Origin of the sequence: Pseudomonas entomophila (assembly GCF_018417595.1) — a bacterium.
GTDB classification, from domain to species: domain Bacteria; phylum Pseudomonadota; class Gammaproteobacteria; order Pseudomonadales; family Pseudomonadaceae; genus Aquipseudomonas; species Aquipseudomonas entomophila_C.
The window spans coordinates 1,967,898-1,991,627 of the sequence record NZ_CP070982.1 but is presented as its reverse complement, the minus strand read 5'-3'; the positions used below and the strand labels follow the sequence as shown (position 1 = coordinate 1,991,627).

The window sequence follows — 23,730 nt, the reverse complement described above, 5'->3', positions numbered from 1 at the left end:
GATAGGCGCTGCACCACTCCCGTCGTACACCTCGAAGCTTCGCAAAAATCGGCAAAACCAGGGACCAAGGCCAGCCCTTCTTCATTTCATCTTACTGATTGATTGCTAAGTAAGTGCCATTCATATCCGCCCCTTTCTTCCATTTTTTCCGCAGTTACTTTTGCGACACTATCCAAAGCGCTTAATCAAGCACTCCTTATATCTATCGGGTGAAACACCAATCAACCCTGCAACATTTAGCCCATTGGCAGAATACAAATCCACTACAGCCTCAACAAAATAATACTGCTCCCCTGGCAACTCACTCAACATCTCACCATTCGCCTCGACAAAATAAATCATTTCCTCAAGGGATTGAAGACGGGCAAGGTAGCGAGCGACTTCCTCGTACGCCGATATATACAAATCATTTCTTACAACCCCTTGAACACCATCAAACTCCTCAAGCATTTCAAGCAGTTTCTCCTCAGAAAAAAACCGCAAAGAGAGCAACCAACTCACAAAACCAGCAAATACCTTAGCGCTTGAGTACATTATTCAACGTCCCTGGCAAAAATGGGGCAGATTCATTTTTCTACTCTAATTTCGACCCGCCCCGCTTCCCACGCTCAATACGTCTGCCGTTGACCCACGAAAATTTGTATACGACCCAGCACAAACACTTGCATTTTCCTGAGCTTCAAGAGTAAAAAATAGAGTAGAAAATAAGTCCGTCCCCTTCTCCTCATTGTCCAGCACGCCGGCGGTAAAGCCTGCGGTCAGCGCGCCCGAGGCATAGCCGCGCAGGCTCTGGCTCGAGGTGACATCCTTGAGCGCCGCGCCCAGGTTGCCGCCGTTGTTGATGGCGCTACGGCAACGCAGCTACGGTGATGGGGAAGATCAGTTGGCAGATTTGCTGATGCTGATTGCTCAAAGGCGTGTGGGCAACCGGCCTGATCGTGTCGAGCCTCGGGCCATAAAACGAAGGCCTCAGGCCTACCGCTTGCTGACCAAGCCACGTCGATCAGCAAGGGCCGAGATCAGAAAACATGGGCATTCGAAGCATGTTAAGTAAGTCCCATTCAAATCTGCCCCTTTGTCTCGCACAATCATTTACACCATATAACCCGCAGTCTTCATCTGCGCAAGCACCGCCTCATCAAATTGTTGATCAGATATACCTCTAATCGATTTGACGCTCTTCCATTTCCATATTACAGGAAGGATTTTGCTATCCAAGCGGTCAAGCTCTTCCAGAAAAATATCTGCTAAAGCATATTTATCCAAATCAGGAGCAACCTCTAGCATCACATTCAACACAACGCTTGGCGATTTTCCATCCAGTATTTGCACTAGCAAATGTCTATTTTCCGAAAGTGACATAAATAACTCCGCCAATGGTGTCAATTTTTTCGACCTTCGTATATCCGTACCTTTGGGATATTTGGCCTGTCCATGTATTCAAAGCAGCATTTTCTTTTGACATTCCATTGGCAATATTCTGCAGATACCTAGCAGTGTTAACGCTGTCAGTACCCGCCTCCCAAGCCCCACGGATTTGATTGACCTGGATGCCTTCATTGCCGAGGCGTTGCATTGCGCTCGCGAACATATCAGCCGAAAATGAGGATGGATTTATTTATATACTCTAATTTCGACCTGCTCTGCCTTCTCCGCTCAATATGTCTGCCGTTGACCCACGCAAACTTGTATACGACCCAGCACAAACACTCGCGTTTCCCTGAGCAGCCGCACAACCACTCCTTCCACACCTCTCCGTAGCCTGGCATGCTTAATGAATAAACCTAAGCTTCCAATAATCACCACCCTTTACCCAATATCGTTCTACATCTGGAATCAGAAAGCCAAAATCTGAGCACTTAGCAAACCAATCAGGATAAGCCAGCTCTTCATGCGACCTACCAGAATCCATGTGCATGTATATTTTTCTATCAAAATTAATATAAAACATTGGCAGTTTAGACACAGCCCTTCCAACAGAATAAACTACATCCGCCTCTAGCTCACCTCCCGACAAATAATACTTCTCAACAGTTCTCAGCAACCCTCCCTCCCCGGCCGAATTGAAATAATCCTCCAATTCCACTTTAGAGACAATGGTTGCACTCGAGCAAACTAAATACTCCCGAAAATTATCAGAGGTAAGTTTTAAAATACCCCCCTGAACTCTTTGCATGCTTGCTCATACTGCTCCTGCGTTATATGCCCCCTCTTCAAATACGCAGAATAATCCTTCTCCGCATCAAGAGAGAAATTATATTTATAATCTAAAACCCAATAGCACACCCCCTTACACACAAGAAAACACACACCTTTTTCACCATTCCACAACTCTTCAGATAGCAGTTCGTTAAAAATCATCGTCCAAACTCCCTCAAGAATTCCTCTTGACTGTACACTCGAGCATTGCTTGAACCTTTCTCAATTAATTTTTCCCACATCCTAGGTAGCTCTCAGAAAATGGGGACAGATTTATTTGACCTACTCTAATTTCGACCTGCCCAGCTTCCTCCGCTCAATGCGTCTGCCCTTGACCCACGAAAATTCGTATACGACCCGGCACAATCACTCGCCTTTTCCTGAGCCACAAGAGCAAAAAATTAGAGCGGAAAATTAGCCACCTTTTCTCTATGTTATTTTTTGCACCATCTAATCAACCAAAAACGATGAAAAATAAAATGATAACTTTTCATCCTCAAGCTCTCTGAGTTGATAACGCACCCTGTCAAGGCCATCATCTAGCTTATTCACACTCATGTGCATTAACTGAGTCAATCCGCCACCAAAATCTCGAAACATACATTGGCTGACATCAATGAATCTGATACATATGACATCAGCTCCTGCCTTTCCAAAGGCCGAAACCGACAAGAATAAATCATAGGCCATACCATCCTCACTCAAGTGGATACTAATGGAATGCAGGCAGTTGTGAGCAACGAGCAATTCATTCAATTCTAAAACGCTAATCAATGTTCATCCTCGGTTTTCCCCTACAGCCAGGACGGTAAATTTTAGACATGTGTAAATCTGCCCCTTTTCCGACGGTGATAGGGAAGATCAGTTGGCAGATTTGCTGATGCTGATTGCTCAAAGGCGTGTGGGCAACCGGCCTGGTCGTGTCGAGCCTCGGGCCATAAAACGAAGGCCTCAGGCCTACCGCTTGCTGACCAAGCCACGTCGATCAGCAAGGGCTGAGATCAGAAAATATGGGCATTCGAAGCATCTTAAGTAAGTACCATTCAAATCTGTCCCCCTTTTCCAGATTCACAACATTGAACACATGCCTTGGTTGACCCGAACCATAAAAGCTGAACACGCCCCGAGCACCACTCATCAAATTACGGATATATAGCGAGCCGTTCAAGCTCAGAAAAAATAAACTCCATACCTTCACTTATGCTATCTGTATCCTTCCTTATCACAAGATCACTGCCAGTCAACATATTCAAAATAAATGTATAAACACCACGCTCTCTCTCACCATCTATCTTAAATATAAAAAAACCCCTATTCTTCATAGCCACCAACTCTAGCGCTTGAACAAAGTCCTCCAGCCCCACACTATTCATATCTGGCAAACCAATGCGGGTCGCATACTTCTCAGAAAGCTCATTAAAAGACATCAGTCCACCCCTCTTAACGCCTTTGAAATATCTTGAACACTAGTTAGCTTCCCAGTCGCAACCTTATCAACAACATTCCAAATCACTTGTTTTGGCGGGCCATCCACGCCGTTTTTTACAATCAATTGCTCAACCACTTCAACGGCAGTTCGTTTGTTCCCATTATCAAATAGATGCCCACCAGCAATATCCCTAATCATTGAGCCGGCTTTATTATAAAAGCCATCGTAATTGGCAGCATTTGCAACAGCCGTATCAACCTCTCTGAATGAAACCGAACCGCCAAATCGTGAATTTATAGCAGTTATATCATCTGCACTTAAGCCGACCTTAAAACCACCAAGACCTGCTCCACTTGGAAGGTTTGACGCTGAACTCAAGCCACTATTGGCTAGATCATCTATCTTTCCCCCAACACCATCAGTTGCTTTTGCACCTTTCCCCCCCGGCAACGCCAACGGCTGCCCCACCGCCTTACCATACGACCCTATCTCACTCACCCCATTCGGGTAAACGACCTTCATCGTATCGTCGGCCACCGTCACCACACTGCCTTTGGGCAGCACCTTCCCGCCCGCCAGCGTCACCGCCACGCTCAGCTGTACCGTGGTATTGGCCTGGATGACTTTGCTCTCAACGTAGGTCGCACCGCCCTTCAGGACAGCCTCCCCCATCTGCTCCGCGACCTTGGCTTCGACGGCGGCAACCGCTTTTCCGCCAACACTGGCCGCACGGCCCAATGGCACCACATCCAGCAGGGTGAAGTCCTTCAACCCGCCAATGGTCGAGTCCCGGACACGCTGCATCGTCGTATCGGATGCATCACTGGAGCCATTGAACAGGCCGATTTCGGAGTGGCGCTTCAGCGCCGTCCCCGCACCGAAGCGCTCGGCATCGCCCTGCAGGTTGCCACTGATGGGCCCGAAACTGCCGCTGCCATTGCTGGCAAACAACTGGCTGTCCGCCTTCTGCTCGGCTGTCGCCTGGAACGCTCGTACCTCCTTGCCATGCGCGGTGATGACCGAGCCATCCTTCCAGTGCAGCGGCGTGCCCTGCTCGCTCATCTGCCGCACGACCGAATTGGCGAAGTCCATGTCGCTTTCGAACTTCGCGGTCAGTGGGTTGCCTTGTTGCGAACTGGCCTGCAGTTGGGCGCGCAGGGCGTTGTATTTACGCTCGGCACTGTTGTCCAGCTGACTGTCGCTGGCCAGGGTCAACAACTCCTCCCAGGTGAACCCCTCCAGCTTCGGCTGCCCACGCTCACGCGTCAGTTCAGCCGCCTTCTCCTTGATCAGGCGCTTCTCCTCAGGGTGCAACTGGCGGTTGTACGCCGTCGCATCCTTGGCGATGTCGATCCCGGTCTGCAGGTCGCCACCCACCATCGCCGCCGAGGTCAAACCGACCAACTGCGAGGCCATCAACTCCAGTTGCTTGTCACCCTTGACCAGCTTGCTCAAGCTTTCGCTCATCGCCTCGTTGGCGCCGGCCGCCAGCGCGCCGGTGGCAAAGCCCTTGCCCGCGGCCTCGCTGAGCAGGCCGCCAACCAACGCATGCAGCGCGGTCTTCTCGATGCTGGCGTTCGCCCAGTTCTGATCTCTGGCAAAGTCACCCACGGCATTGAACGCGACGCCACGCAGCACGCCTTGCGCCTGGGAGACCAGGGAGTTGCGCAGGTTGTCCGTGAGGCTGCCACCCTGCAGTGCGGTGTTGAACGACGCCTGGGCAGCGCCCTGGGCAGCCGAATAGGCAGTGAACTTGCCGATATCGGACAGCTTGCTGAGGTCGAAGCCCTTGGTCACCCGGTTGACGTTGTCCCCCGTGACCCCGAACGCGTTGTCCAGCACGCCGGCAGTAAAGCCTGCGGTCAGCGCGCCCGAGGCATAGCCGCGCAGGCTCTGGCTCGAGGTGACATCCTTGAACGTCGCGCCCAGGTTGCCGCCGTTGTTGATGAAGCTGACCGCGCCGTTGCTGGCCATCCCCGTCAGCACCGAGGAGGCCATGACATTGCCCCAGCCAGCGGCCACCGTAGTGGTCGCGGCGGTGGTCGCAGCGGTAGTAGCGGCAGCCGTGGTCGCGGCAGCCGTCGCTGCGGTGCTCGCAGCGGCCGTGGTCGCAGCGGCGGCCGTGGCGGTGGTCGTGGTCGCAGCGGCGGCCGTGGCGGTGGTCGTGGTCGCAGCCGTGGCGGTGCCTGCCGCCGCCATTGCCGAACCGGACCCCGCCGTGGCACCCGCAGCAGAACCTACCGCCGTACTGGCGGCCCCGGCCGTCAACACGGTCACGATAATGATGATCGCCAGCATGGCCCCTTGGCCGAGGCTGGAATTGCTGTACTTGAAGCTGTCATGCAGCTCCTGGACCTGGCGCCAGTCCACATCGCCACGCTGCTCGGCGTCCTTGAGCCAGGCCAGCTTGGGATCGGCCTGGACCATGGCGTCGATCGCCTGGTGCACCGACTTCTGGTCAATCTGCTTGATGTCGATGTTCAGGCCATCGACCGCTCTGATCGCCAGTTCGCCCTGGGCGACCATCTGCGTCTGGCGCAGGGTCTCGTCGGTGTGGCCTTTGCCTTTGGCACTGGTCCACGCCAGGTCGCTCTTGCTCTTCTGGTGGCTCTCCTGGTGCAGGTCCTTGACCGCTTCGAAGGTGACCGCGCCGCCGCTGGCGATGGTGATGTCCTGGCCGCTGTCGAGCTTGGCCGCCTGGTACAGCTGGTCGCCGCCGCTCTGCAGGGTCTGGTTGCCGCCGCTGGTGACCTCGCTGCCAACCTGGGTCACCTTGGTCACTTCGTCACGCTGGGTCTTCTTGCTGCCGAAGCTGCCCTTCTTTTTCTTGTCATACAGCGAGTAGTCGCTGTCTTCGGCCGCCAGCAGGCCCAGCCGGCCGCCGGCGACCAGGTAGGCCTCGTCCCCCGCCTCGACCCGGCTGGCGCTCATCGCCAGGTCCTGGCCAGCGATCAGGGCGACGTCGCCACCGGCCTTGACGGTGGTGGACACCTGCTGCACGTGGTCTTCGCGCGCCTTGACCTTCTTGGTGTTGACCTCCGAATGCTGCTCGTTGGCCGCCGAGATCAGGCTCAGGCCGGCACCGGCCGACATCGCCACGTCGCGCTTGGCTTCGATCTGGCTGGCGATCGCCGCCAGGTCCCGGCCGGCGACCGCCGACAGGTCGCGCCCGGCCAGGACCGTGGAGCCATGCTGGGTGATCGTCGAGCTGTTGTGGCGGGTCGTCGTGCTGGCATGGCTGCCGACCTGCTCGACCACGCCCAGGGTCAGGTCGCGGCCACTCTGCAGCACGCTGGCGCGGTTGATGACGTCGCGCCCGGCCTTGACGCTCAGGTCGTTGGCCGCCTCGATGCGGGCCGCGCTGTCGAGGAAGTCAGTGTGCTGACCTTGGGGGGAATGGGGGATCGGGAAGTGCTTCCTTGCCAGCGGCAATACGCCCGGCTGTAGGAGCGGCTTTAGCCGCGATGCAGGCAACGCGGTGCCTGGCACCCGCTTCGCGGGTGATCGCGGCTGAAGCCGCTCCTACAGGGGGCCACCCTGGGGCGATAGCGCAGGTGTGCGGTATCAGGCAGGCGTTCCAACCGCAGGTTGCTGCTCCAGCAGGGACCAGCCCCCCTGCCCGTCCACATCCAGACGGTGCGTATGGAACCCGGACAACGTACTGCGATGCCCGACACTGACCAGCAATGTCGCCGGCATCTCCGTGCGCAGCAGTGAATACAGCGCGTGCTCCAACCCCTCATCCATCGCCGAGGTGGACTCGTCGAGGAACACCACCTGCGGCTGGTTGAACAGCACCCGGGCAAACGCCAGGCGCTGCTGCTCGCCCACCGAGAGGATATGCGCCCAGTCGTTGGGGGTATCCAGGCGCTCGGCCAGGTGCGCCAGGTTGACCTGGCGCAGGGCCTGCTGCATGCGCGCATCATCCTCGGGCGTGGCATCCGCCGGGTAGGCGATGGCAGTACGCAGGTCACCCAGCGGCAAGTACGGGCGCTGGGACAGGAACAACGCCTGCTTGCCCATGGGTCGCCTTACCTCACCCTCGGCATAGGGCCACAGCCCCGCCAGGGCACGCAGCAATGTGGTCTTGCCACTGCCCGACGGGCCTTTGATCAGCAAGGCCTGGCCGGCCTGCAGGCTCAGGTCGAGGTCGGCGATCAGGGCATGGCCATCAGGGCGCATCACTTGCAACCCGCTGATATCCAGGGCACGCGGCTGGTCCTCGCTGAACACCCGGGGCAAGGCACTGGCCTGCTGGTTGGCGTCGAGGAAGCCGGTCAGACGGTCGAGGGTGGCGCGGTACTGGGCGAAGGTGTCGTAGGACTCTCGGAAGAACGACAGCGAATCCTGCACCTGGCCGAACGCCTGGGAGGTCTGCATCACGTCGCCAAGCTTGATCGCGCCGCTGAAGAACCGCGGTGCCTGGAGAATGAACGGGAACACCACGGCGACCTGGCTGATGCCCAGGTTGAAGCCGCTGAACTTCAGGTTCCGGAACACCAGCGCCCAGGCATTGCCGATCAGGGCGAAGAAGCGCGTCAGCAAGGTGCCGCGCTCCACCTGCCCACCTTGATAGAAAGCGATGTTCTCGGCGTTCTCGCGCAGGCGCATCAGCGCGTAACGGAAGTTGGCGGTGAGCTTCTCGTTGAGGAAGTTCAGGCGAATCAGCGGCTTGCCGAGGCGAAAGGCAATCCAGGTGGCGATCAGCACATAGACGTACACGGCGAACACCATCGCCCGCGGTACTTCGATGCCGGCCACCGTCAACGGCGCCGACAGGCCCCAGAGAATTCCGGTGAAGGCTACCAGCGAGACCAGCGCGCTCACCGCCCCCAGTGCCAGGGACACGGAGCCGGAGACGAAGGCGTTGATGTCCAGTTCGATACGCTGGTCGGGGTTGTCCACCGGCTCCGCGAGGAACTGCCCACGGTAGTAGGCGTCACCGCGCATCCAGTCGGCGCTCAGGCGCTCGGTCAGCCAGACTCGCCAGTGGATGTTGAAGGCCTGGGTCACGTAGAAGGTGAACAGCGAACGCAGCACGTGGATGGTGGCCAGCACCGCGAACACCCCGAGCAGGTACCAGAAGGCGGTCTGGTCGAGGCCCTGCAGGGCGCTGTAGAAGCCGTTGTACCAGAACGAGAACAGCACGTTCAGGCGTACCGAGAACAGCGTCAGCACCAGCAGCAAGGCGAAGGCCAGCAATGGCCGCCAACTGCGCGTGAAACTGAAATAGGGCCCGGCGAGCTGCCAGAACTGGCTGCCCCATCGGGTACAGCGTATGGCCAGTGCGGCAGCGGCGGTGAAGCCGACGAGGGTGATCAAAGAGGCGATTGCCAGCCAGCTCAGACTCTCTTGCAGGGCCTGGTGCCAGTTCATGTCCATGGTGGATGTCCGTCGAGATGTTTCCGCGAGCGTAGCATTGGCACAGAATCACCCTCGCATTCATGACGGACTTTTCATCTTTGCCTGTTCCGGCCTCTTCGCCGGCAAGCCGGCTCCTACGCGAGTAGCGCCAGCAAGATCGCCGACGTTGCGCAGATACAACCATGAGCCTTGCACACCCATATTTGCAAAATCTCCAGCCAAGAGCCGAACCATGCACATTCGCGTTGCTGAATCAAAGGACCTCCCAGCCCTGATCGCCATCGACAGCGTCGCCCGACACGACCCGCGACGCGCTGGACAGATCGCCGCCTGGCTCGGGCAGTACCTTTGCCTGGTAGCCGAGGTTGACGGTGCGGTAGCCGCGTATGCGGTGATGCACCGGCACTTTTTCGGCTGTGCGTTCATCGAGATGCTGATGGTTGGCGAAAGCCATCGGCGCAGCGGGCTGGGGGTAGCGCTGGTGGGCCACATACAGGCCGAATGCGGGGGGCAGAAGCTGTTCACTTCGACCAATCGCTCCAACGCGCCGATGCGCCGGCTGCTGGAGCGCCAGGGGTTTGTCGAGAGTGGGGTGGTCGAACACCTCGACGAAGGGGATCCAGAGCACGTCTATTTCTGGCGGTGCGATTGAGCCGGAATTCCAGCACCCTATCGCGGGGCAAGCCCCTAACCCTTACGTGCCCCCTGTAGGAGCGGCCTTGCGCCGCGAAAGGGCCGCAAAGCGGCCCCGACGATCTTTGCTCGCCCCTGAAATCCTGGGGCCGCTACGCAGCCCTTTCGCGGCTCAAGGCCGCTCCTACAGGGGCAGGCGTGAATCAGCAAGACAATCAAACCACCGGCTGAAGCGCCTCGCGCACCAACACATCCAGCCCCTCGCCGCCCTCGGCCTGCAACCGCTCACCCAAATGCCGACGCATCGCCGGCGTCCAGAAGCTCTGCAGATGCTGCCTTACACCCTGCACCGCCTTCGCATGATCCGGCTCGCTGTCGAAGTAGTGAGCGATCTGGTTGGCCATCTTCACCAGGTTGTCGTTGCTCATCGGCGCACCTCCTCCTTCGCTTCGGCGTGGCGTCGTTCCTTGAGCAAGCGCCGCTGCTCGTCACTGAAACGCTGGTAGCGCTTCTGCCATTCCGACGGCTGGAACACCTTCACCACCTCCACCGCGGTGACCTTGTATTCCGGGCAGTTGGTGGCCCAGTCGGAGTTGTCGGTGGTAATCACGTTGGCGCCGGACTCGGGGAAATGGAAGGTGGTGTACACCACCCCCGGCGCCACTCGAGTACTGACTTTGGCGCGCAGCACGCTCTGCCCGGAGCGGCTGCCGATACCCACCCAGTCACCCTCGCTGATGCCACGGCTTTCAGCATCGGTGGGGTGGATCTCCAGGCGATCCTCGTCATGCCAGGCGACGTTGCGGGTGCGCCGTGTCTGCGCGCCGACGTTGTACTGGCTGAGGATGCGCCCGGTGGTCAGTAGCAGCGGGTAGCGGGTGTTGACCTTCTCGTCGGTAGGCACGTAGCCGGTGAGCATGAAACGCCCCTTGCCGCGCACGAACTGGTCGATGTGCATGGTGGGTGTGCCATCGGGCGCGGCGTCGTTGCACGGCCATTGCAGGCTGCCGTGACGGTCGAGCTCGGCGTAGCTGACCCGGCGGAAGGTCGGGGTCAGGCGGGCGATCTCGTCCATGATCTGCGACGGATGCTGGTAATCCATGGCGTAGCCCAGGGCGCCGGCCAGGGCCATGGTGGCCTCCCAGTCGGCCTTGCCGGCCAGCGGCTCCATTACCTTGCGCACCCGCGAGATGCGCCGCTCGGCGTTGGTGAAGGTGCCGTCCTTCTCCAGGAACGAGCTGCCCGGCAGGAACACATGGGCGAACTTGGCCGTCTCGTTGAGGAAGATGTCCTGCACCACCACGCACTCCATGGCCAGCAATGCCGCAGTGACGTGCTGGGTGTTGGGGTCGCTCTGGGCGATGTCCTCGCCCTGGCAGTACAGCGCCTTGAAACTGCCGTCCAGCGCCGCTTCGAACATGTTGGGGATGCGCAGGCCCGGGTCGGGTTGCAGGGTTACGCCCCAGGCCTGCTCGAACTCGGCGCGCACGCTTTCGTTGGAAATATGCCGGTAGCCGGGCAGCTCATGGGGGAACGAGCCCATGTCGCAAGAGCCCTGCACGTTGTTCTGCCCGCGCAGCGGGTTCACCCCTACGCCTTCGCGGCCGATGTTGCCGGTGGCCATGGCCAGGTTGGCGATGCCCATCACCGCCGTGCTGCCCTGGCTATGCTCGGTGACGCCCAGGCCGTAGTAGATCGCCGCGTTGCCGCCGGTGGCGTACAGCCAGGCAGCGGCGCGGATCTGCTCGGCGGGCACGCCGCACACCGGGCCTAGCACTTCGGGGGCGTTGTCGGCACGGGCGACGAAGTCGCGCCAACGGGCGAAGTCTTCGGTTTCACAGCGGGCGTCGATGAAGCGCTGATCGAGCAGGCCTTCGGTGACGATCACATGGGCCAGGGCATTGAGCATGGCCACGTTGGTACCTGGGCGCAGTTGCAGGTGCAGTTCGGCACGGGCATGGGGCGAATCGACCAGATCGATGCGCCGCGGGTCGATGACGATCAGCCGCGCGCCCTGGCGCAGGCGGCGCTTGAGCTGGGAGCCGAACACCGGGTGGGCGTCGGTGGGGTTGGCGCCGATCACCAGCACCACGTCGGCCTGCATCACCGAGTCGAAACTCTGGGTGCCGGCGGACTCGCCCAGGGTTTGCTTCAAGCCATAACCGGTGGGGGAATGGCAGACCCGCGCGCAGGTGTCGACGTTGTTGTTGCCGAAGGCCGTGCGCACCAGCTTCTGGACCAGGTACGCCTCTTCGTTGGTGCAACGGCTGGAAGTGATACCACCGATGGAATCGCGCCCGTACTTGAGCTGGATGCGCCTGAACTCGCTGGCGGCGTAGGTTACCGCCTCGTCCCAGCTGACCTCCTGCCAAGGGTCTTGCAGGCGCTTGCGGATCATGGGTTTGGTGATGCGGTCCGGATGAGTCGCGTAGCCCCAGGCAAAGCGACCTTTGACGCAGGCGTGGCCATGGTTGGCGCCGCCCTGCTTGTCCGGGACCATACGCACCAGCTGGTCGCCTTTCATTTCGGCGCGGAACGAGCAGCCCACGCCACAGTAGGCGCAGGTGGTGATCACCGCCCGTTCGGGCTGCCCCATCTGTACCAGACTCTTTTCGCTCAATGTGGCGGTGGGGCATGCCTGCACACAGGCACCGCACGACACGCATTCAGAAGCGAGAAAGTCGTCGCCACCCGCCGCCGCCACCCGCGAGTCGAAACCGCGCCCGGTGATGGTCAAGGCGAAGGTGCCCTGAATCTCCTCGCAGGCACGCACACAGCGGTTGCAGACGATGCACTTGCTGGGCTCGTAGTCGAAGTACGGGTTGGACACATCCTTCTGTTCGGCCAGGTGGTTGGCGCCCTCGTAGCCATAGCGCACCTCGCGCAGGCCGACCTGGCCGGCGACGGTCTGCAACTCACAGTTGCCGTTGGCCGAACAGGTGAGGCAATCCAGCGGGTGGTCGGAGATGTACAGCTCCATCACGTTGCGCCGCAGGTCGGCCAGGCGCGGTGTCTGCGTGCGCACCACCATGCCTTCGGTGACCGGCGTGGTGCAGGACGCCGGGTAGCCACGCATGCCGTCGATCTCGACCATGCACATGCGGCAAGAGCCGAAGGCTTCGAGGCTGTCGGTAGCGCACAGTTTCGGGATAGTGGTGCCAAGCAGCGTGGCGGCGCGCATCACCGAGGTGCCGGCCGGCACGCTGATCGCTCGGCCGTCGATGGACAGGCTGACCTGCGTCTCGCTGGTGCGCGCGGGGGTGCCCAGGTCGATGTCGTTGCTGGGGTCGAAGTAGTGGATCATCGCTCAGCCTCCGCAGTGGCCAGACCAAAATCGGCAGGGAAGTGTTCGAGGGCGCTGACCACCGGGTATGGGGTCATCCCGCCCATGGCGCACAACGAGCCGTACTGCATCGTGTCGCACAGGTCGCGCAGCAGCCCGGCCTGGCTTTGTCGATAGGCCGGGTCGGTGCTGGCGATCAGGCGGTCGATCACCTCAACGCCACGGGTCGAGCCAATCCGGCACGGGGTGCACTTGCCGCAGGACTCCTCGGCGCAGAACTGCAGGGCGAAGCGAGCCATGCCGGCCATGTCCAGGGTGTCGTCAGCGACCACCACGCCACCGTGGCCGAGCATCGCGCCCATGGCGGCGAACGCTTCGTAGTCCAGCGGCGTGTCGAAGTTCGCGGGCGGCACCCAGGCCCCCAGCGGGCCACCAACCTGCGCCGCCTTGAGCGGCCGGCCGCTGGCGGTCCCGCCACCGTAGCCCTCAACCAGCTCGCGCAAGGTCAGGCCAAATGCTCGCTCCACCAACCCACCGCGAAGGACATTGCCCGCCAGCTGGAATGGCAAGGTCCCAAGCGAACGCCCCATGCCGAAATCACGGTAGAAGGCAGCCCCCTTGGCCAGGATGATCGGCACCGAGGCCAGGGTGAGCACGTTGTGCACCAGGGTCGGTTGACCAAACAGCCCTTCCAGCGCGGGCAGCGGCGGCTTGGCCCGGACGATGCCACGCTTGCCCTCGATCGACTCGAGCAGCGCGGTTTCCTCGCCGCAGATGTAGGCCCCCGCCCCCACCCGCACCTCCAGGTGGAAGGCCAGGCTGTTGCCGGCGACGTCCAGATAACCCGCTTCGCGGGCCAGCAGGATGGCTTCGTTCAGCACACGAATGGCGTCCGGGTATTCCGAGCGCACATAGATGTAGCCATGGCTGGCACCCACCGCCAGCCCGGCGATGATCATGCCTTCGATCAACAGGAACGGGTCGCCCTCCATCAGCATGCGGTCGGCGAAAGTGCCGGAATCGCCTTCGTCGGCATTGCACACCACATACTTGCGCACCGCCTGGGCCTGGCGCACGGTGCGCCACTTGATGCCCGCCGGGAAGGCCGCGCCGCCGCGACCGCGCAGCCCCGAGTCGAGCACGGCGGCGACCACTTCGTCGCCCTCCATCAGCGTGGCCTGGCGCAGCCCCTCGAAGCCGCCGTTGGCGTGGTAGTCGTCCAGCGACAACGGCCGGGTGATACCGGCACGGGCGAAGAGCAGGCGTTGCTGGGTCTTGAGGTAAGGAATCTGCTCCACCAGCCCCAGCGCCAGCGCATGGCTGCCAGGGTCGCTGGCCAGCGCGTCAAGCAGGCCAGGAACGTCCTCGACGGTGACCAGCCCGAAGCCCAGGCGACCCGCTTCGGTTTCCAGCTCCAGCAACGGTTCCAGCCAGTACAGGCCACGGGCACTGGTGCGTTTTATACGCAAAGGCATCTGGCGGCGTTCGGCTTCCAGCACCAGGGCGTCGGCCACCGCGTCCGCACCGACCGCGCGGGCCACGGAATCACAGGGAATGCACAGGTTCAGCATGCCTTCACCTCCTCGCGGCAGCCGGCGACCAGCGCCCGCAGGCGTTCCGGCGTGACCCGGGCATGCAACTGGCCATCGAGCTCCAGGGCGGGCGAACAGGCACAAGCCCCCAGGCAATACACCGGTCGCAGGCTCTGTGCACCGTCCTCGCTGGTGCCGTGGTCATCCAGCCCCAGTTGCTCGCGCAACTGCGCGGCCAGCGCCTCGGCGCCGCGGCTTTGGCATGACTCGGCACGGCACAGGCGCAAAGTATGGCGGGCCGGTGGCGTGGTGCGGAAATCGTGATAGAAGCTGATCACCCCACGCACCTCGGCCAGGCTGAGGTTGAGGGCATGGGCAATTTCGCCGACAGCGGCATCGGGTATGTAGCCAATACCGGCCTGGATGGCGTGGAGGATCGGCAACAAGGCGCCGGGGGTGTGCTTTTCGCGCGTCAGGACGCGCTGGATCAGGGGCAGGTGGTTCGACTCGTCAGGCATACAGCAAACCTCGTCAACCCGGAGCGGCCCGAGTGGCGGGCAGGTGTCCGGCGGTGTTCAGCTGCGGCGCGCCGGCCACGTCACGGTGGCGTGGGGCGGGCGCCCTCCTTGCCCGTGGCCGTGTGTCTTGGCGCACTCGGTCCGTGGGCATCCTGAGAGCATGGCAGGTCTGGCGAGGGTGGGATGTGCGCGGGCGACTCGGCGCGTCCTGAAACCGACCATCGGACGCCGCAATCATTACAACCCCATGATTGGGCTGGCGCGGGTATCAAAACACTGGCATGTGAGCAGGCTTGCGCAGTCGCTGTAGGAGCGGCTTTAGCCGCGATGCCGGCTACGCAGTTCTGGTGCCCGCTCCAACGCTGATCGCGGCTGAAGCCGCTCCTACAGAGGTCCTGCAACCTACCTCAGAACGCCTCGTCTGCCACGCGGCTCAGCCCAACACCACATGGGGCAGGAAGCGCGAGCTGTCCTTGGTGATCAGGCTATCGTCCTCGCGAATGCCAATGCCCGAGGCCTGGTCGCCAATGACCCACGAACCGATCAGGGTGTAGCTGTCACCGAACTTCGGCAGCGGCGCAAACGCCTGGAGGATGTAGGGCGCATCGTCGTAGGGCCCATCCTCGAACACCCGCTGGTCGTCGGGCGTGCGGATGTCGACGTTGGCCCCCTCGCGGGAGAAGTACGGCTTGCGCACCCAGCCCTTGGGCACCGGGCTGCGCGGGTCCTGGTCGAGGTACGCCGGCAGCAGGTTGGGGTGCCCTGCGTGCCACTCCCACAGCAGCGGCAGGATGCCCTTGTTGGAGATCAGCGACTTCCAGGCCGGCTCGATGAACTGGGTGCCGCTCCCGGCGATGGCGCGGCCGAAGTCCTCGTGGAAGATGTGCTCCCAGGCATGCAGCTTGAACAGCCGGGGGATCGGACGGCCTTCAAGGTCGACGAAGCGCCCCGCACCGTCCAGGCCGATATCCTCCAGGTCGATGTGCCGGGTGGCGATACCGACATGCTCGGCCATCTTGCGCAGAAAGTCAGTGGTGCCGCGGTCCTCCGCCGAGCCGCCGATGGCGGAAAAGTAGAACGTGCCCTCGCGCTCGAACGCAGCGAAAGCCTTCACCAGGTCCTCGGCCAGGGTGTTGAACTGGCTGGCATGCGGCGCCAGCACACCACGCTGGATCTGTTCCTCCAGCCAGATCAGCTGGAACGCCGCCGCCTCGTAGAGCGAGGTCGGCGTGTCGTAGTTGGCCTCGATCAGCTTGGCTGGGCCACTGCCGTCGTAGCTGAAGTCGAAGCGCCCATACAGGTGGCGCTGGCCCTCCTTCCACGAACGGCGCACCAGGTCGAAGAACGCCGGCGGGATGGCCAGGCGGGTCATCAATGCCTCGCTGTCGACGATGCGTTCGACAGCGTCCAGGCACATGGCGTGCAGCTCCTGGGTCGGCGCTTCCAGGTCGCGGCTGACCTGGGCCTCGCTGAACTGGTAGTAGCCGCGCTCGTCCCAGTAGCGCTCGCCATCGATGGTATGGAAGGTAAAACCCTCGCGTTCGGCGGTGGCGCGCCAGTCCGGGCGCTCTTCGATGCTGATCCTGCGCATGCTCAACCGCCGAAGCTGAAGCCGCCGCTGCTCTTGCCGCCCCAGCCGCTGCGCGCGGTGGCCTGGCTGCCGAAGCCGCCACGGGAGGTCGACGAAGAGACGCTGGAGCGGGTGGAGGACGTCGAGGTGTAGTTGCGGTTGGAAGAACCACCCGAGTAGGTGTAGCTGCCGGTGCCACTGCTCTGGGCCTGGTCGGAGCGCTCGAAACGCTTGCCCTGGTCGACTTGCTGCCCCAGCGTAGAGTTGCGGTAGTCGCCACGGCTGTCACGGTACTGATAGACCGGCTGCGAGTAGTACTGGCGGTTGCCGCCGCTGAGCACCTGACCCAGCAGCAGGCCAGTGAGCAAGCCGTTGACATTGCTGCCACCGCTGCCGCCCTGGCCGCTGTTCTCGATCTGGGCGCGAGCCGCGTCGACCTGCGACTGACTGACCTCGCCCGACACCGCCAACTCGAAGCCACCCAGGCGCGGCATGTAGCGGCCGTCGCTGGTCACCTGGCAATAGTCTGGCACGAAGTCGGCCTCGCAGGCGGCCTTGTCACCGTAGGTGGGGGCGATGCGGCGGTGGTCGGCCAGCGCCTGCATGTAGGCGTCGGAACACACGTCCACCGGCACCTTGTCGTCGACACAAGCCTGCACGGTGGTGTAGTTGGTGCGTTTGCTGACCGTGTAGGTCTCCTCCGGCGCGCTGCACGCGGACAGCGCCAGTGGCAGGGAGCTGGCCAATACCAGCTTGACGGAACTGCGTCTCATGAAGGGCTCCTTGCGCGCGAACGAGTCAGACCGAGGGGGTCATGCAGGCCGAGTTGAGGAAGCCCACGCTGATCGCCACGGCGGCGGCATAGATCGCGGCGGCCATCTCGCCCTTGGCGATGCGGTTGGCCAGGCCCTTGAGCACCAGGCTGGTGATGCCGAAGGCCAGCAGTTGGACGGCTGCGGCGATCACTACCCAGACCACGAAATCGAGCAGGCTGACGCTGTAGGCGATGATGTTGCTGGCCGGCAGCGAGAAACCGATCAGCGCGCCACCCAGGGCGATGGCCGCGGCGCTGTTGTTGTCGCGGATCAGGGCGAACTCGCGGTGCGGGGTGAGGTGGGTGTAGATGAACTGGAACACCCAGAACAGCACCAGCGCCACGCTGATGTAGAGAATGAAGCCGATCACCGCCTCGGCGTTGAGCGACATGCGAAGTGCTTCGAGCATGGTGGATCCTTGTCAGATGACGTGAAAGTCCGTTGATTGCAGGGTGACGCCCACCGAGGTGGTGAGGCTGACATTCCCTTCTTCGTCTTCCTCCACCGACAGCAGGAGGAATTCGCGGCGATCGGTCAGGCCGGTCTCGCGGGCATACAGCATGGACAGGTGCTGGATGCGGTAGCTGGTTTCGGGGCTGGTCACCCATTCGCTGATCGGCGTCAGCTCGGTCTGCCCGTCCTCGCTGCCCCACTGGCGGACGAATTCGTAGCCTTCGTGCTCGTAGTACGGCAGGCCGATGCTCGAATCCGGGCCGACCAGGCGCTTGAGTTCAGCGTCGCTGGTGATGGGCACCGCGCTGTAGTAGCCGAACAGGATGATGTCGCGCACATCGTCGGCCGACGCGCCGTTCATCACCACTTGTAGCCAGTAGTCCTCGTCTTCCATGTAGAAGCGGGCCAGGCGCATCGACTGGCCGAGATCGACCTCGCCAACGGCCCAGACCACCTCCTGGTCAGGGACTTCGAGCTCGCTGTGGCCATCGAGCAGCAGCTTGAGCGAACTGTCGAGCTTGATCAGGCGGCCGCTGGCCAGGCCGAACGGCAGGTTGCCGGAGGCTTTGGCGGAAGTGGCTGCGGGCTTGGGCGCCTCGAAGCCCATGAAGCGTTTCAACCAACCCACGGGGTGTCTCCTTGGTGAGGTTGTGACGGAGCGTGGACGCAGGCCAGAGGTGACGCGAACAGGCAGGGCCTGTGTGGTGAGGGCGACATGAAGAATCCCTTGGGGTCGCGGCAGTCCTTTGGCGGGGGCGACACGATACTGGTTTTCATTGGCCGCGCCAATGGTGCGCGCCTGCTCACTGTAGGAGCGGCTTCAGCCGCGATGCAGGCGACGCGGTGCCTGGCACCCGCTTCGCGGGTGATCGCGGCTAAAGCCGCTCCTACAGAGATCGCACCGAACCAATGGGTTACGGTTTAGGCCAGTGCAGCCAGCACAACACTGCTGGCCTCACACCCCCTTGATCACTCAGGCTTCGCCGCCTTGGCCTTCAGACGCGCCAGCACATCGTCGGCACCACTGTTGCTGCCACCGATGCCAGCGGCCTTCAGGCGCGCCTCCAGGTCGCTGCCATCGGCTTTGCCCGCCAGCTCGGCCGCCGCTTCCAGCTCGGCGGCGCGCTCGCTCTGGCGCTTCTTGATGCGATCCAGCGAACCCACCGCCGTTTCCAGGCTGCCGTTGGCGCCACCGGTGGCCGAGGCCGCGCTGACCTGGGCGCGCTGCACGCTTTCGCGGGCCTTGATCAGGTCCACCTGTTGCTTGAGGCCCTTGATCTGGCTTTCGGTCTTGTTGACCGTGTCGGTGAGGGTCTTCACCGAAGCGCCGAACTGGTCGGCCAGGGCCTGTTCGGAATCGCGCTGGTTGGTGAGGTCGGCGATGCGCGCGGCGCATTCGTGGGCCAGGCCCTCTTCGCCCTTGTCCAGGGCGGCGATGGCTTTCTGCTCCCAGTCGCCGATGGTCTTGTTGAACTCTTCGATGCGCTGCTGCGCGGTCTTGTGCTTGGCCATGATCTTGACCAGCTGGTTGCGCGCGTCGATCAGGTTGTTGTCGGCGTCGCGGATCTCCTGGTCGAGGATGCGCAGGGCTTGGGAGTCGACGATCGCCTCACCGACTTCCGAAGCGCCGCCACGCAGGGCGGTGACGATCTTTTTCAACAGGCTCATGGGGAATCTCCGGAAAATCAGTGGGTGAAGTAGACGTCGAAATCGTCGGCGGCGGTGATGACGTTTTCCGCCAGGGTCTGGATCTCCTGGACGATATTGTCCAGCGACGAGGCGGCGCTCAGGGCGCCGAACATGGTGTACACCGACTCGCCCGAAGGCAGCGTGTGCAGGCCGATGGACGACAGCGGGAACACGTCGCGGGTGCGCAGCACGGCGTCGTTGAACGCGGCGCGGTCCTTGACCTGGCTCGCTGCCACCAGCAGCGTGTCGACCAGGATCTGCTCACCGGCCACGGCGATGTAGAGCGGCAGGCCGTCCAGTTCGCGCATTTCCAGCTTCAGGCTGGGCTCGGCGCCTTGTTGCAGGGACAGGCCGATCGACCCTTCGCGCACTTCATCCAGCTCCTGCAGGGCGCTGTGCAGCGATTCGATCGTCCAGTGTTTGTGCTCGGTCATGAAATCCTCCGTTCTGACCTGTTTGCCCCCATGGGGCTGGCGTAAAGCCTTCTCGATGCCGCGCAGGGCGGCGGCGTGCTCGGGCAGGATCCACAACTCGCGCTTGACGTAGCCGGCGGCCTTGAGCCGGGCGCGCATGTCTCGCATATAGTCGGTGGAGCTTTTCTTGCCTGCCATCGAGGGTATCCTTTTCTCACATGTGAGGAACGGTACGCCTGCTTTGTGACGGTATCAAGTGGGGGTTGCGCTTTCGAGATGTTCATCGTTGGAGTTGCAGTGCCCATGAGATCGAGCGCCGCGCGGGCGGCGCTCGATCTCGAGAACACTGCAATTTCTGGGACAGGCACCTGTCCGCCACCCCGCGGTCCATTGCCGGGCCCCAAAACCCCTTGAAACACCACCCTGTAGGACCGGGTTAACCTTGGGTTAATGAACCACGGCCAGCATGGTCCCCTTCAAAGCGCTGCCAAGGCCTAGACATGCGTGTGCTCCTGTTGTTCCTGACATTCCTGCTCGCCGGCCCGCTCCAGGCCAACCCCTTCGCCGTCAAACCGGACTTCCTGCCGGTCGACCAGGCCTTCGTGCTGACCCACGACCGCCTGCCCGACGGCCAGATGCGCCTGCACTTCCAGATCAAGGACGGTTATTACCTCTATCAAAAGCGCCTGAAGTTCGATGGCTTGCCTGAAGAACAACACCCCGCGCTACCTCCAGCCCTCAACCACCACGACGAATTCTTCGGCGACAGCGCGGTCTATCGCGACCAACTCGAGCTTCTGCTCCCAGCCGCCGCCATTGGCGAGCTGCGCCTGGGCTGGCAAGGTTGTGCCGACGCCGGCCTTTGCTACCCGCCACAGACCACGCCCATCGCACTGGGCGGCGCGACGCCGGCAGCGGACACGGCACAGGCCAGCGACCAGGCCCTGGCCAGCGGCCTGCAACAGTCCACCCTGGCCTGGAGCCTGCTGGCGTTCTTCGGCCTGGGCCTGCTGCTGGCCTTCACCCCCTGCTCACTGCCCATGTTGCCGATCCTCGCCGGGCTGGTCCTGGGCAACGGCGCCAGCGCCCGGCGCGGCTGGCTGCTGGCCGGGGTCTACGTACTGAGCATGGCGCTGGTGTACGCCGCCCTGGGGGTGGTCGCCGCACTGCTGGGCGCCAGCCTGCAGGCCTGGTTGCAGCAACCCTGGCTGCTGGGCAGCCTGGCGGCGTTGTTCGTGCTGCTCGCCCTGCCGATGTTTGGCGCGTTCGAACTGCAACTGCCCGCCACCCTGCGCGACCGCCTGGACCGCGCCGGGCAAGGCACCCGGGGCGGCAACCTGTATGGCGCGGCGCTGCTCGGCGCCCTGTCGGGCCTGCTGCTCGGCCCGTGCATGACCGCCCCGCTGGCCGGTGCGCTGCTCTACATCGCCCAGAGCGGCGACATGCTGCAAGGCGCGCTGGTGCTGTTCAGCCTGGGGCTGGGCATGGGCGTGCCACTGCTGTTGCTGGTGACCCTGGGCAACCGCTACCTGCCGCGCCCAGGCGCCTGGATGAACCGGGTCAAAGGGGTGTTCGGCTTCGTGTTCCTGGCCATGGCCCTGTACACCGTGCGCACCTTGCTGCCCGAACCGCTGCTGCTGGCCCTGGCCGGGGGCTGGCTGATCGCCCTGGGCTGGGCGACCTGGCCGGCCCTGCACGCATTGCCGGCCCTGCGCGCGGTGCCGCTGCTGGGTGCATTGTGGGGGGGCCTGCTGCTGGTCGGCGCCGCGGCCGGTGGCAATGACCTGTGGCAACCGCTGCAGCCATTCACCGCTCAAGCTGGCAGCCCGGCAAGGGTCGATGCCCACGATGCCTTCGTCACCGTCAGCGCGCCCGCCGACCTGCAACGCGAGCTCGATGCCGCCAAGGCCCGTGGCCAGTGGGTGATGCTGGACTACTATGCCGACTGGTGCGTGTCGTGCAAGGTGATGGAAAAGCAGGTATTCGCCCGCCCTGACGTACTCGCCAGCCTGGCCGGCGTGCATCTGGTGCGCCTGGACGTGACCGCCGACACTCCAGCCAGCCGCGAACTGCTGCAACGCTACCAGGTCCCCGGCCCGCCCAGCCTGATCTGGATCGGCCCCGAAGGTGATGAACGCCGCGCCCAGCGCATCACCGGCGAAGTCGACGCCGCCGGTTTCCTGAAGCACTGGGCCCAGACCAGGAGCCAAGGCTGATGCTGACCGTCACCCTCGGGCCATTGACCATGGCCCTGAACCACCTGCTGCTGCTCGCGGCCCTGGGGATCGCCAGCCTGGTGGGCTGGCGCGTGGCCAAACGCGGTGGCGAGAACCCCGAGTCGGCGCTGTTCAACCTGTTCCTGCTGGGCCTGCTGTTCGCCCGCCTGGGGTTCGTGCTGGCCTACTGGCCGATGTACCGCGACGACCCGCTGCAGATCATCGACATCCGCGATGGCGGCTTCCTGCTCTGGGGCGGGCTGCTGGGCGTTGTGCTGGGCACCGCCTGGCAGGCTTGGCGCCGCCCAGGCCTGCGCCGGCCACTGGGCTGGGCGTTGTTCAGCGGCGCGCTGTTCTGGGGGCTCGGCAGCCTGGCCAGCCATCTCTACAGCAAGGGCACCGAGCTGCCGCAGATGACCTTGCATGACAGCCGCGGCCAGGCCGTGGCCCTGCACGACTACCGTGGCCGGCCGCTGGTGATCAATATCTGGGCCACCTGGTGCCCACCCTGCCGCCGTGAGATGCCGGTGCTGCAACAGGCCGAGGACGACTACCCCCATGTGACCTTCCTGTTCGTCAACCAGGGCGAGACCCCGGAAAACGTCAGCACCTTCATGGCCACCACCGGCCTGACGCTGTCCCATGTGCTGTTCGACGGCACCGGCGAGCTGGCCCGCCGGGTCGGCTCCATGGCCCTGCCCACCACCCTGTTCTACAACGCCGATGGCCGGCTGGTCGGCAGCCACCTGGGCGAACTGTCGCGCGCCAGCCTGCGCCACGCCCTGGAACCCTTCGAACGCGCCGACGCGCCCGCCCCACAAGGAAACTGACATGCGATTGAATGCGCTGCTGCCCCTGACCCTCGCCCTGCTCGCCGCCCCCGCGCTGCACGCAGAGGAGCTGCCCAAGCCGATCCAGCAACTGCAGGCCAAGGGCGCCGTGATCAAGGGCAGCTTCAACGCCCCCAACGGCCTGCGCGGCTATGCCGCCGAGTACCACAACAACGGCATCGCCCTGTACCTCACCCCCGACGGCAAGCATGTGCTGGTGGGCAGCCTGTTCGACGAGCAGGGCAAGGACCTCAGCGCCGAGCCGCTGGAGAAGCTGGTGTACGCGCCCATGAGCAAGGCGATCTGGGCGAAGATGGAAAAGGCCGCCTGGATCCAGGACGGCAAGGCCGACGCGCCGCGCATCGTCTACCTGTTCAGCGACCCCAACTGCCCCTACTGCAACATGTTCTGGGAACAGGCGCGGCCGTGGGTGGAGTCGGGCAAGGTGCAGTTGCGCCACATCATGGTCGGCATCATCCGCGAGGACAGCCCGGGCAAGTCCGCCGCCCTGCTGGCCGCCAAGGACCCGGCCAAGGCGTTGCAAGTGCATGAGAAAGCCGGCAAGGCCAGTACGCTCAAAGCATTGGAGAGCGTGCCCGAGGCGGTGCAGAAGAAGCTCGAGGGCAACATGGCGCTGATGGAAGAGCTGGGGCTGGCGGCGACGCCGGCGATCTTCTACCAGGATGAGAAAGGCCAGTTGCAGAGCCAGCAAGGGGCGCCGCGGCCGGAGATGCTGGGCAAGATTCTCGGCAAGCGCTGAGACCGCATCGGCCCTTTCGCGGGTAA

22 protein-coding genes and 3 pseudogenes are annotated in these 23,730 nt (G+C 62.5%); 6 read left to right on the top strand and 19 right to left on the bottom strand.

Features of this window, described 5'->3' with window-relative positions:
• Positions 1-168: 168 nt before the first annotated feature.
• Both JYG34_RS08775 and JYG34_RS26610 read right to left on the bottom strand, forming a co-directional pair.
• Positions 169-534 carry a hypothetical protein gene (locus tag JYG34_RS08775; RefSeq protein ID WP_213660329.1) on the bottom strand — a complete coding sequence of 122 codons (366 nt, stop codon included), beginning with the start codon at positions 532-534 and terminating at the stop codon, positions 169-171.
• A 45-nt stretch (positions 535-579) separates the two neighbouring features.
• Entirely contained in the window at positions 580-825 is a 246-nt protein-coding gene (locus JYG34_RS26610) for a hypothetical protein (RefSeq protein WP_434011695.1), read from the bottom strand.
• A gap of 10 nt (positions 826-835) precedes the next feature.
• Here JYG34_RS26610 and JYG34_RS08765 point away from each other — a divergent pair.
• Positions 836-1,054: pseudogene (locus tag JYG34_RS08765) on the top strand (IS4 family transposase); the annotation flags it as partial.
• Positions 1,055-1,092: 38 nt separating this feature from the next.
• Here JYG34_RS08765 and JYG34_RS08760 read toward each other — a convergent pair.
• The 4 genes and pseudogenes from JYG34_RS08760 to JYG34_RS08745 all read right to left on the bottom strand — a co-directional run bounded on the left by JYG34_RS08760 (position 1,093) and on the right by JYG34_RS08745 (position 2,955).
• Positions 1,093-1,362, bottom strand: a complete 270-nt coding sequence (locus tag JYG34_RS08760) for a hypothetical protein (RefSeq protein ID WP_213660328.1) — start codon at positions 1,360-1,362, stop codon at positions 1,093-1,095.
• Positions 1,343-1,576, bottom strand: a complete 234-nt coding sequence (locus tag JYG34_RS08755; protein ID WP_213660327.1) for a hypothetical protein — start codon at positions 1,574-1,576, stop codon at positions 1,343-1,345. Before JYG34_RS08755 ends, JYG34_RS08760 begins: the two co-directional genes overlap by 20 nt.
• Before the next feature lie 195 nt (positions 1,577-1,771).
• Positions 1,772-2,361: pseudogene (locus JYG34_RS08750) on the bottom strand (hypothetical protein).
• 288 nt (positions 2,362-2,649) lie between these two features.
• The gene (locus tag JYG34_RS08745; RefSeq protein WP_249746229.1) at positions 2,650-2,955 is read right to left on the bottom strand and encodes a hypothetical protein; all 306 of its coding nucleotides are present in this window, start codon (positions 2,953-2,955) and stop codon (positions 2,650-2,652) included.
• Positions 2,956-3,040: 85 nt separating this feature from the next.
• Here JYG34_RS08745 and JYG34_RS08740 point away from each other — a divergent pair.
• Positions 3,041-3,235, top strand: a pseudogene (locus tag JYG34_RS08740) (IS4 family transposase); the annotation flags it as partial.
• A gap of 106 nt (positions 3,236-3,341) precedes the next feature.
• Here JYG34_RS08740 and JYG34_RS08735 read toward each other — a convergent pair.
• The 3 genes from JYG34_RS08735 to JYG34_RS08725 all read right to left on the bottom strand — a co-directional run bounded on the left by JYG34_RS08735 (position 3,342) and on the right by JYG34_RS08725 (position 9,010).
• A complete protein-coding gene (locus tag JYG34_RS08735; RefSeq protein WP_213660326.1) occupies positions 3,342-3,626 on the bottom strand; it encodes a hypothetical protein in 285 nt (94 codons plus the stop codon).
• Complete coding sequence (locus JYG34_RS08730; protein ID WP_213660325.1) at positions 3,626-7,117, bottom strand: DUF637 domain-containing protein; 3,492 nt, start codon at positions 7,115-7,117, stop codon at positions 3,626-3,628. Before JYG34_RS08730 ends, JYG34_RS08735 begins: the two co-directional genes overlap by 1 nt.
• A gap of 75 nt (positions 7,118-7,192) precedes the next feature.
• The gene (locus JYG34_RS08725; RefSeq protein ID WP_213660324.1) at positions 7,193-9,010 is read right to left on the bottom strand and encodes an ABC transporter ATP-binding protein/permease; all 1,818 of its coding nucleotides are present in this window, start codon (positions 9,008-9,010) and stop codon (positions 7,193-7,195) included.
• A 214-nt stretch (positions 9,011-9,224) separates the two neighbouring features.
• Here JYG34_RS08725 and JYG34_RS08720 point away from each other — a divergent pair, with 214 nt between their 5' ends.
• Entirely contained in the window at positions 9,225-9,644 is a 420-nt protein-coding gene (locus JYG34_RS08720) for a GNAT family N-acetyltransferase (RefSeq protein ID WP_213660323.1), read from the top strand.
• Positions 9,645-9,840: 196 nt separating this feature from the next.
• Here the strand turns inward: JYG34_RS08720 and JYG34_RS08715 are convergent, their stop codons facing one another.
• The 10 genes from JYG34_RS08715 to JYG34_RS08670 form a co-directional block, all read right to left on the bottom strand.
• Entirely contained in the window at positions 9,841-10,053 is a 213-nt protein-coding gene (locus JYG34_RS08715; RefSeq protein ID WP_213660322.1) for a formate dehydrogenase subunit delta, read from the bottom strand.
• Positions 10,050-12,929 (bottom strand): formate dehydrogenase subunit alpha, encoded by a 2,880-nt coding sequence (fdhF, locus tag JYG34_RS08710; RefSeq protein ID WP_213660321.1) that lies wholly within the window; start codon positions 12,927-12,929, stop codon positions 10,050-10,052. The genes JYG34_RS08715 and fdhF overlap by 4 nt, the downstream gene beginning before the upstream one ends.
• The gene (locus tag JYG34_RS08705) at positions 12,926-14,479 is read right to left on the bottom strand and encodes an NADH-ubiquinone oxidoreductase-F iron-sulfur binding region domain-containing protein (RefSeq protein ID WP_213660320.1); all 1,554 of its coding nucleotides are present in this window, start codon (positions 14,477-14,479) and stop codon (positions 12,926-12,928) included. The genes fdhF and JYG34_RS08705 overlap by 4 nt, the downstream gene beginning before the upstream one ends.
• A complete protein-coding gene (locus JYG34_RS08700) occupies positions 14,473-14,958 on the bottom strand; it encodes a formate dehydrogenase subunit gamma (RefSeq protein ID WP_213660319.1) in 486 nt (161 codons plus the stop codon). Before JYG34_RS08700 ends, JYG34_RS08705 begins: the two co-directional genes overlap by 7 nt.
• Before the next feature lie 433 nt (positions 14,959-15,391).
• Positions 15,392-16,549, bottom strand: coding sequence for a glutathionylspermidine synthase family protein (locus JYG34_RS08695; protein ID WP_213660318.1), 1,158 nt, complete (start codon positions 16,547-16,549; stop codon positions 15,392-15,394).
• Positions 16,550-16,551: 2 nt separating this feature from the next.
• Positions 16,552-17,301, bottom strand: coding sequence for a DUF1190 domain-containing protein (locus tag JYG34_RS08690; protein ID WP_213660317.1), 750 nt, complete (start codon positions 17,299-17,301; stop codon positions 16,552-16,554).
• A 25-nt stretch (positions 17,302-17,326) separates the two neighbouring features.
• Positions 17,327-17,752, bottom strand: coding sequence for a DUF350 domain-containing protein (locus JYG34_RS08685; protein WP_213660316.1), 426 nt, complete (start codon positions 17,750-17,752; stop codon positions 17,327-17,329).
• A gap of 12 nt (positions 17,753-17,764) precedes the next feature.
• Positions 17,765-18,424 carry a DUF2491 family protein gene (locus tag JYG34_RS08680; RefSeq protein WP_213660315.1) on the bottom strand — a complete coding sequence of 220 codons (660 nt, stop codon included), beginning with the start codon at positions 18,422-18,424 and terminating at the stop codon, positions 17,765-17,767.
• Positions 18,425-18,765: 341 nt separating this feature from the next.
• Positions 18,766-19,464, bottom strand: a complete 699-nt coding sequence (locus tag JYG34_RS08675; protein WP_213660314.1) for a PspA/IM30 family protein — start codon at positions 19,462-19,464, stop codon at positions 18,766-18,768.
• A gap of 17 nt (positions 19,465-19,481) precedes the next feature.
• Positions 19,482-20,096 carry a YjfI family protein gene (locus tag JYG34_RS08670; protein WP_213660313.1) on the bottom strand — a complete coding sequence of 205 codons (615 nt, stop codon included), beginning with the start codon at positions 20,094-20,096 and terminating at the stop codon, positions 19,482-19,484.
• Positions 20,097-20,398: 302 nt separating this feature from the next.
• Here JYG34_RS08670 and dsbD point away from each other — a divergent pair, with 302 nt between their 5' ends.
• The 3 genes from dsbD to dsbG are packed head-to-tail and all read left to right on the top strand — an operon-like array spanning position 20,399 to position 23,704.
• Complete coding sequence (gene dsbD / locus JYG34_RS08665; RefSeq protein ID WP_213660312.1) at positions 20,399-22,114, top strand: protein-disulfide reductase DsbD; 1,716 nt, start codon at positions 20,399-20,401, stop codon at positions 22,112-22,114.
• Entirely contained in the window at positions 22,114-22,944 is an 831-nt protein-coding gene (locus JYG34_RS08660; protein WP_213660311.1) for a TlpA family protein disulfide reductase, read from the top strand. Before dsbD ends, JYG34_RS08660 begins: the two co-directional genes overlap by 1 nt.
• Before the next feature lies 1 nt (position 22,945).
• Positions 22,946-23,704 carry a thiol:disulfide interchange protein DsbG gene (dsbG, locus tag JYG34_RS08655; protein WP_213660310.1) on the top strand — a complete coding sequence of 253 codons (759 nt, stop codon included), beginning with the start codon at positions 22,946-22,948 and terminating at the stop codon, positions 23,702-23,704.
• Positions 23,705-23,730 lie beyond the last annotated feature (26 nt).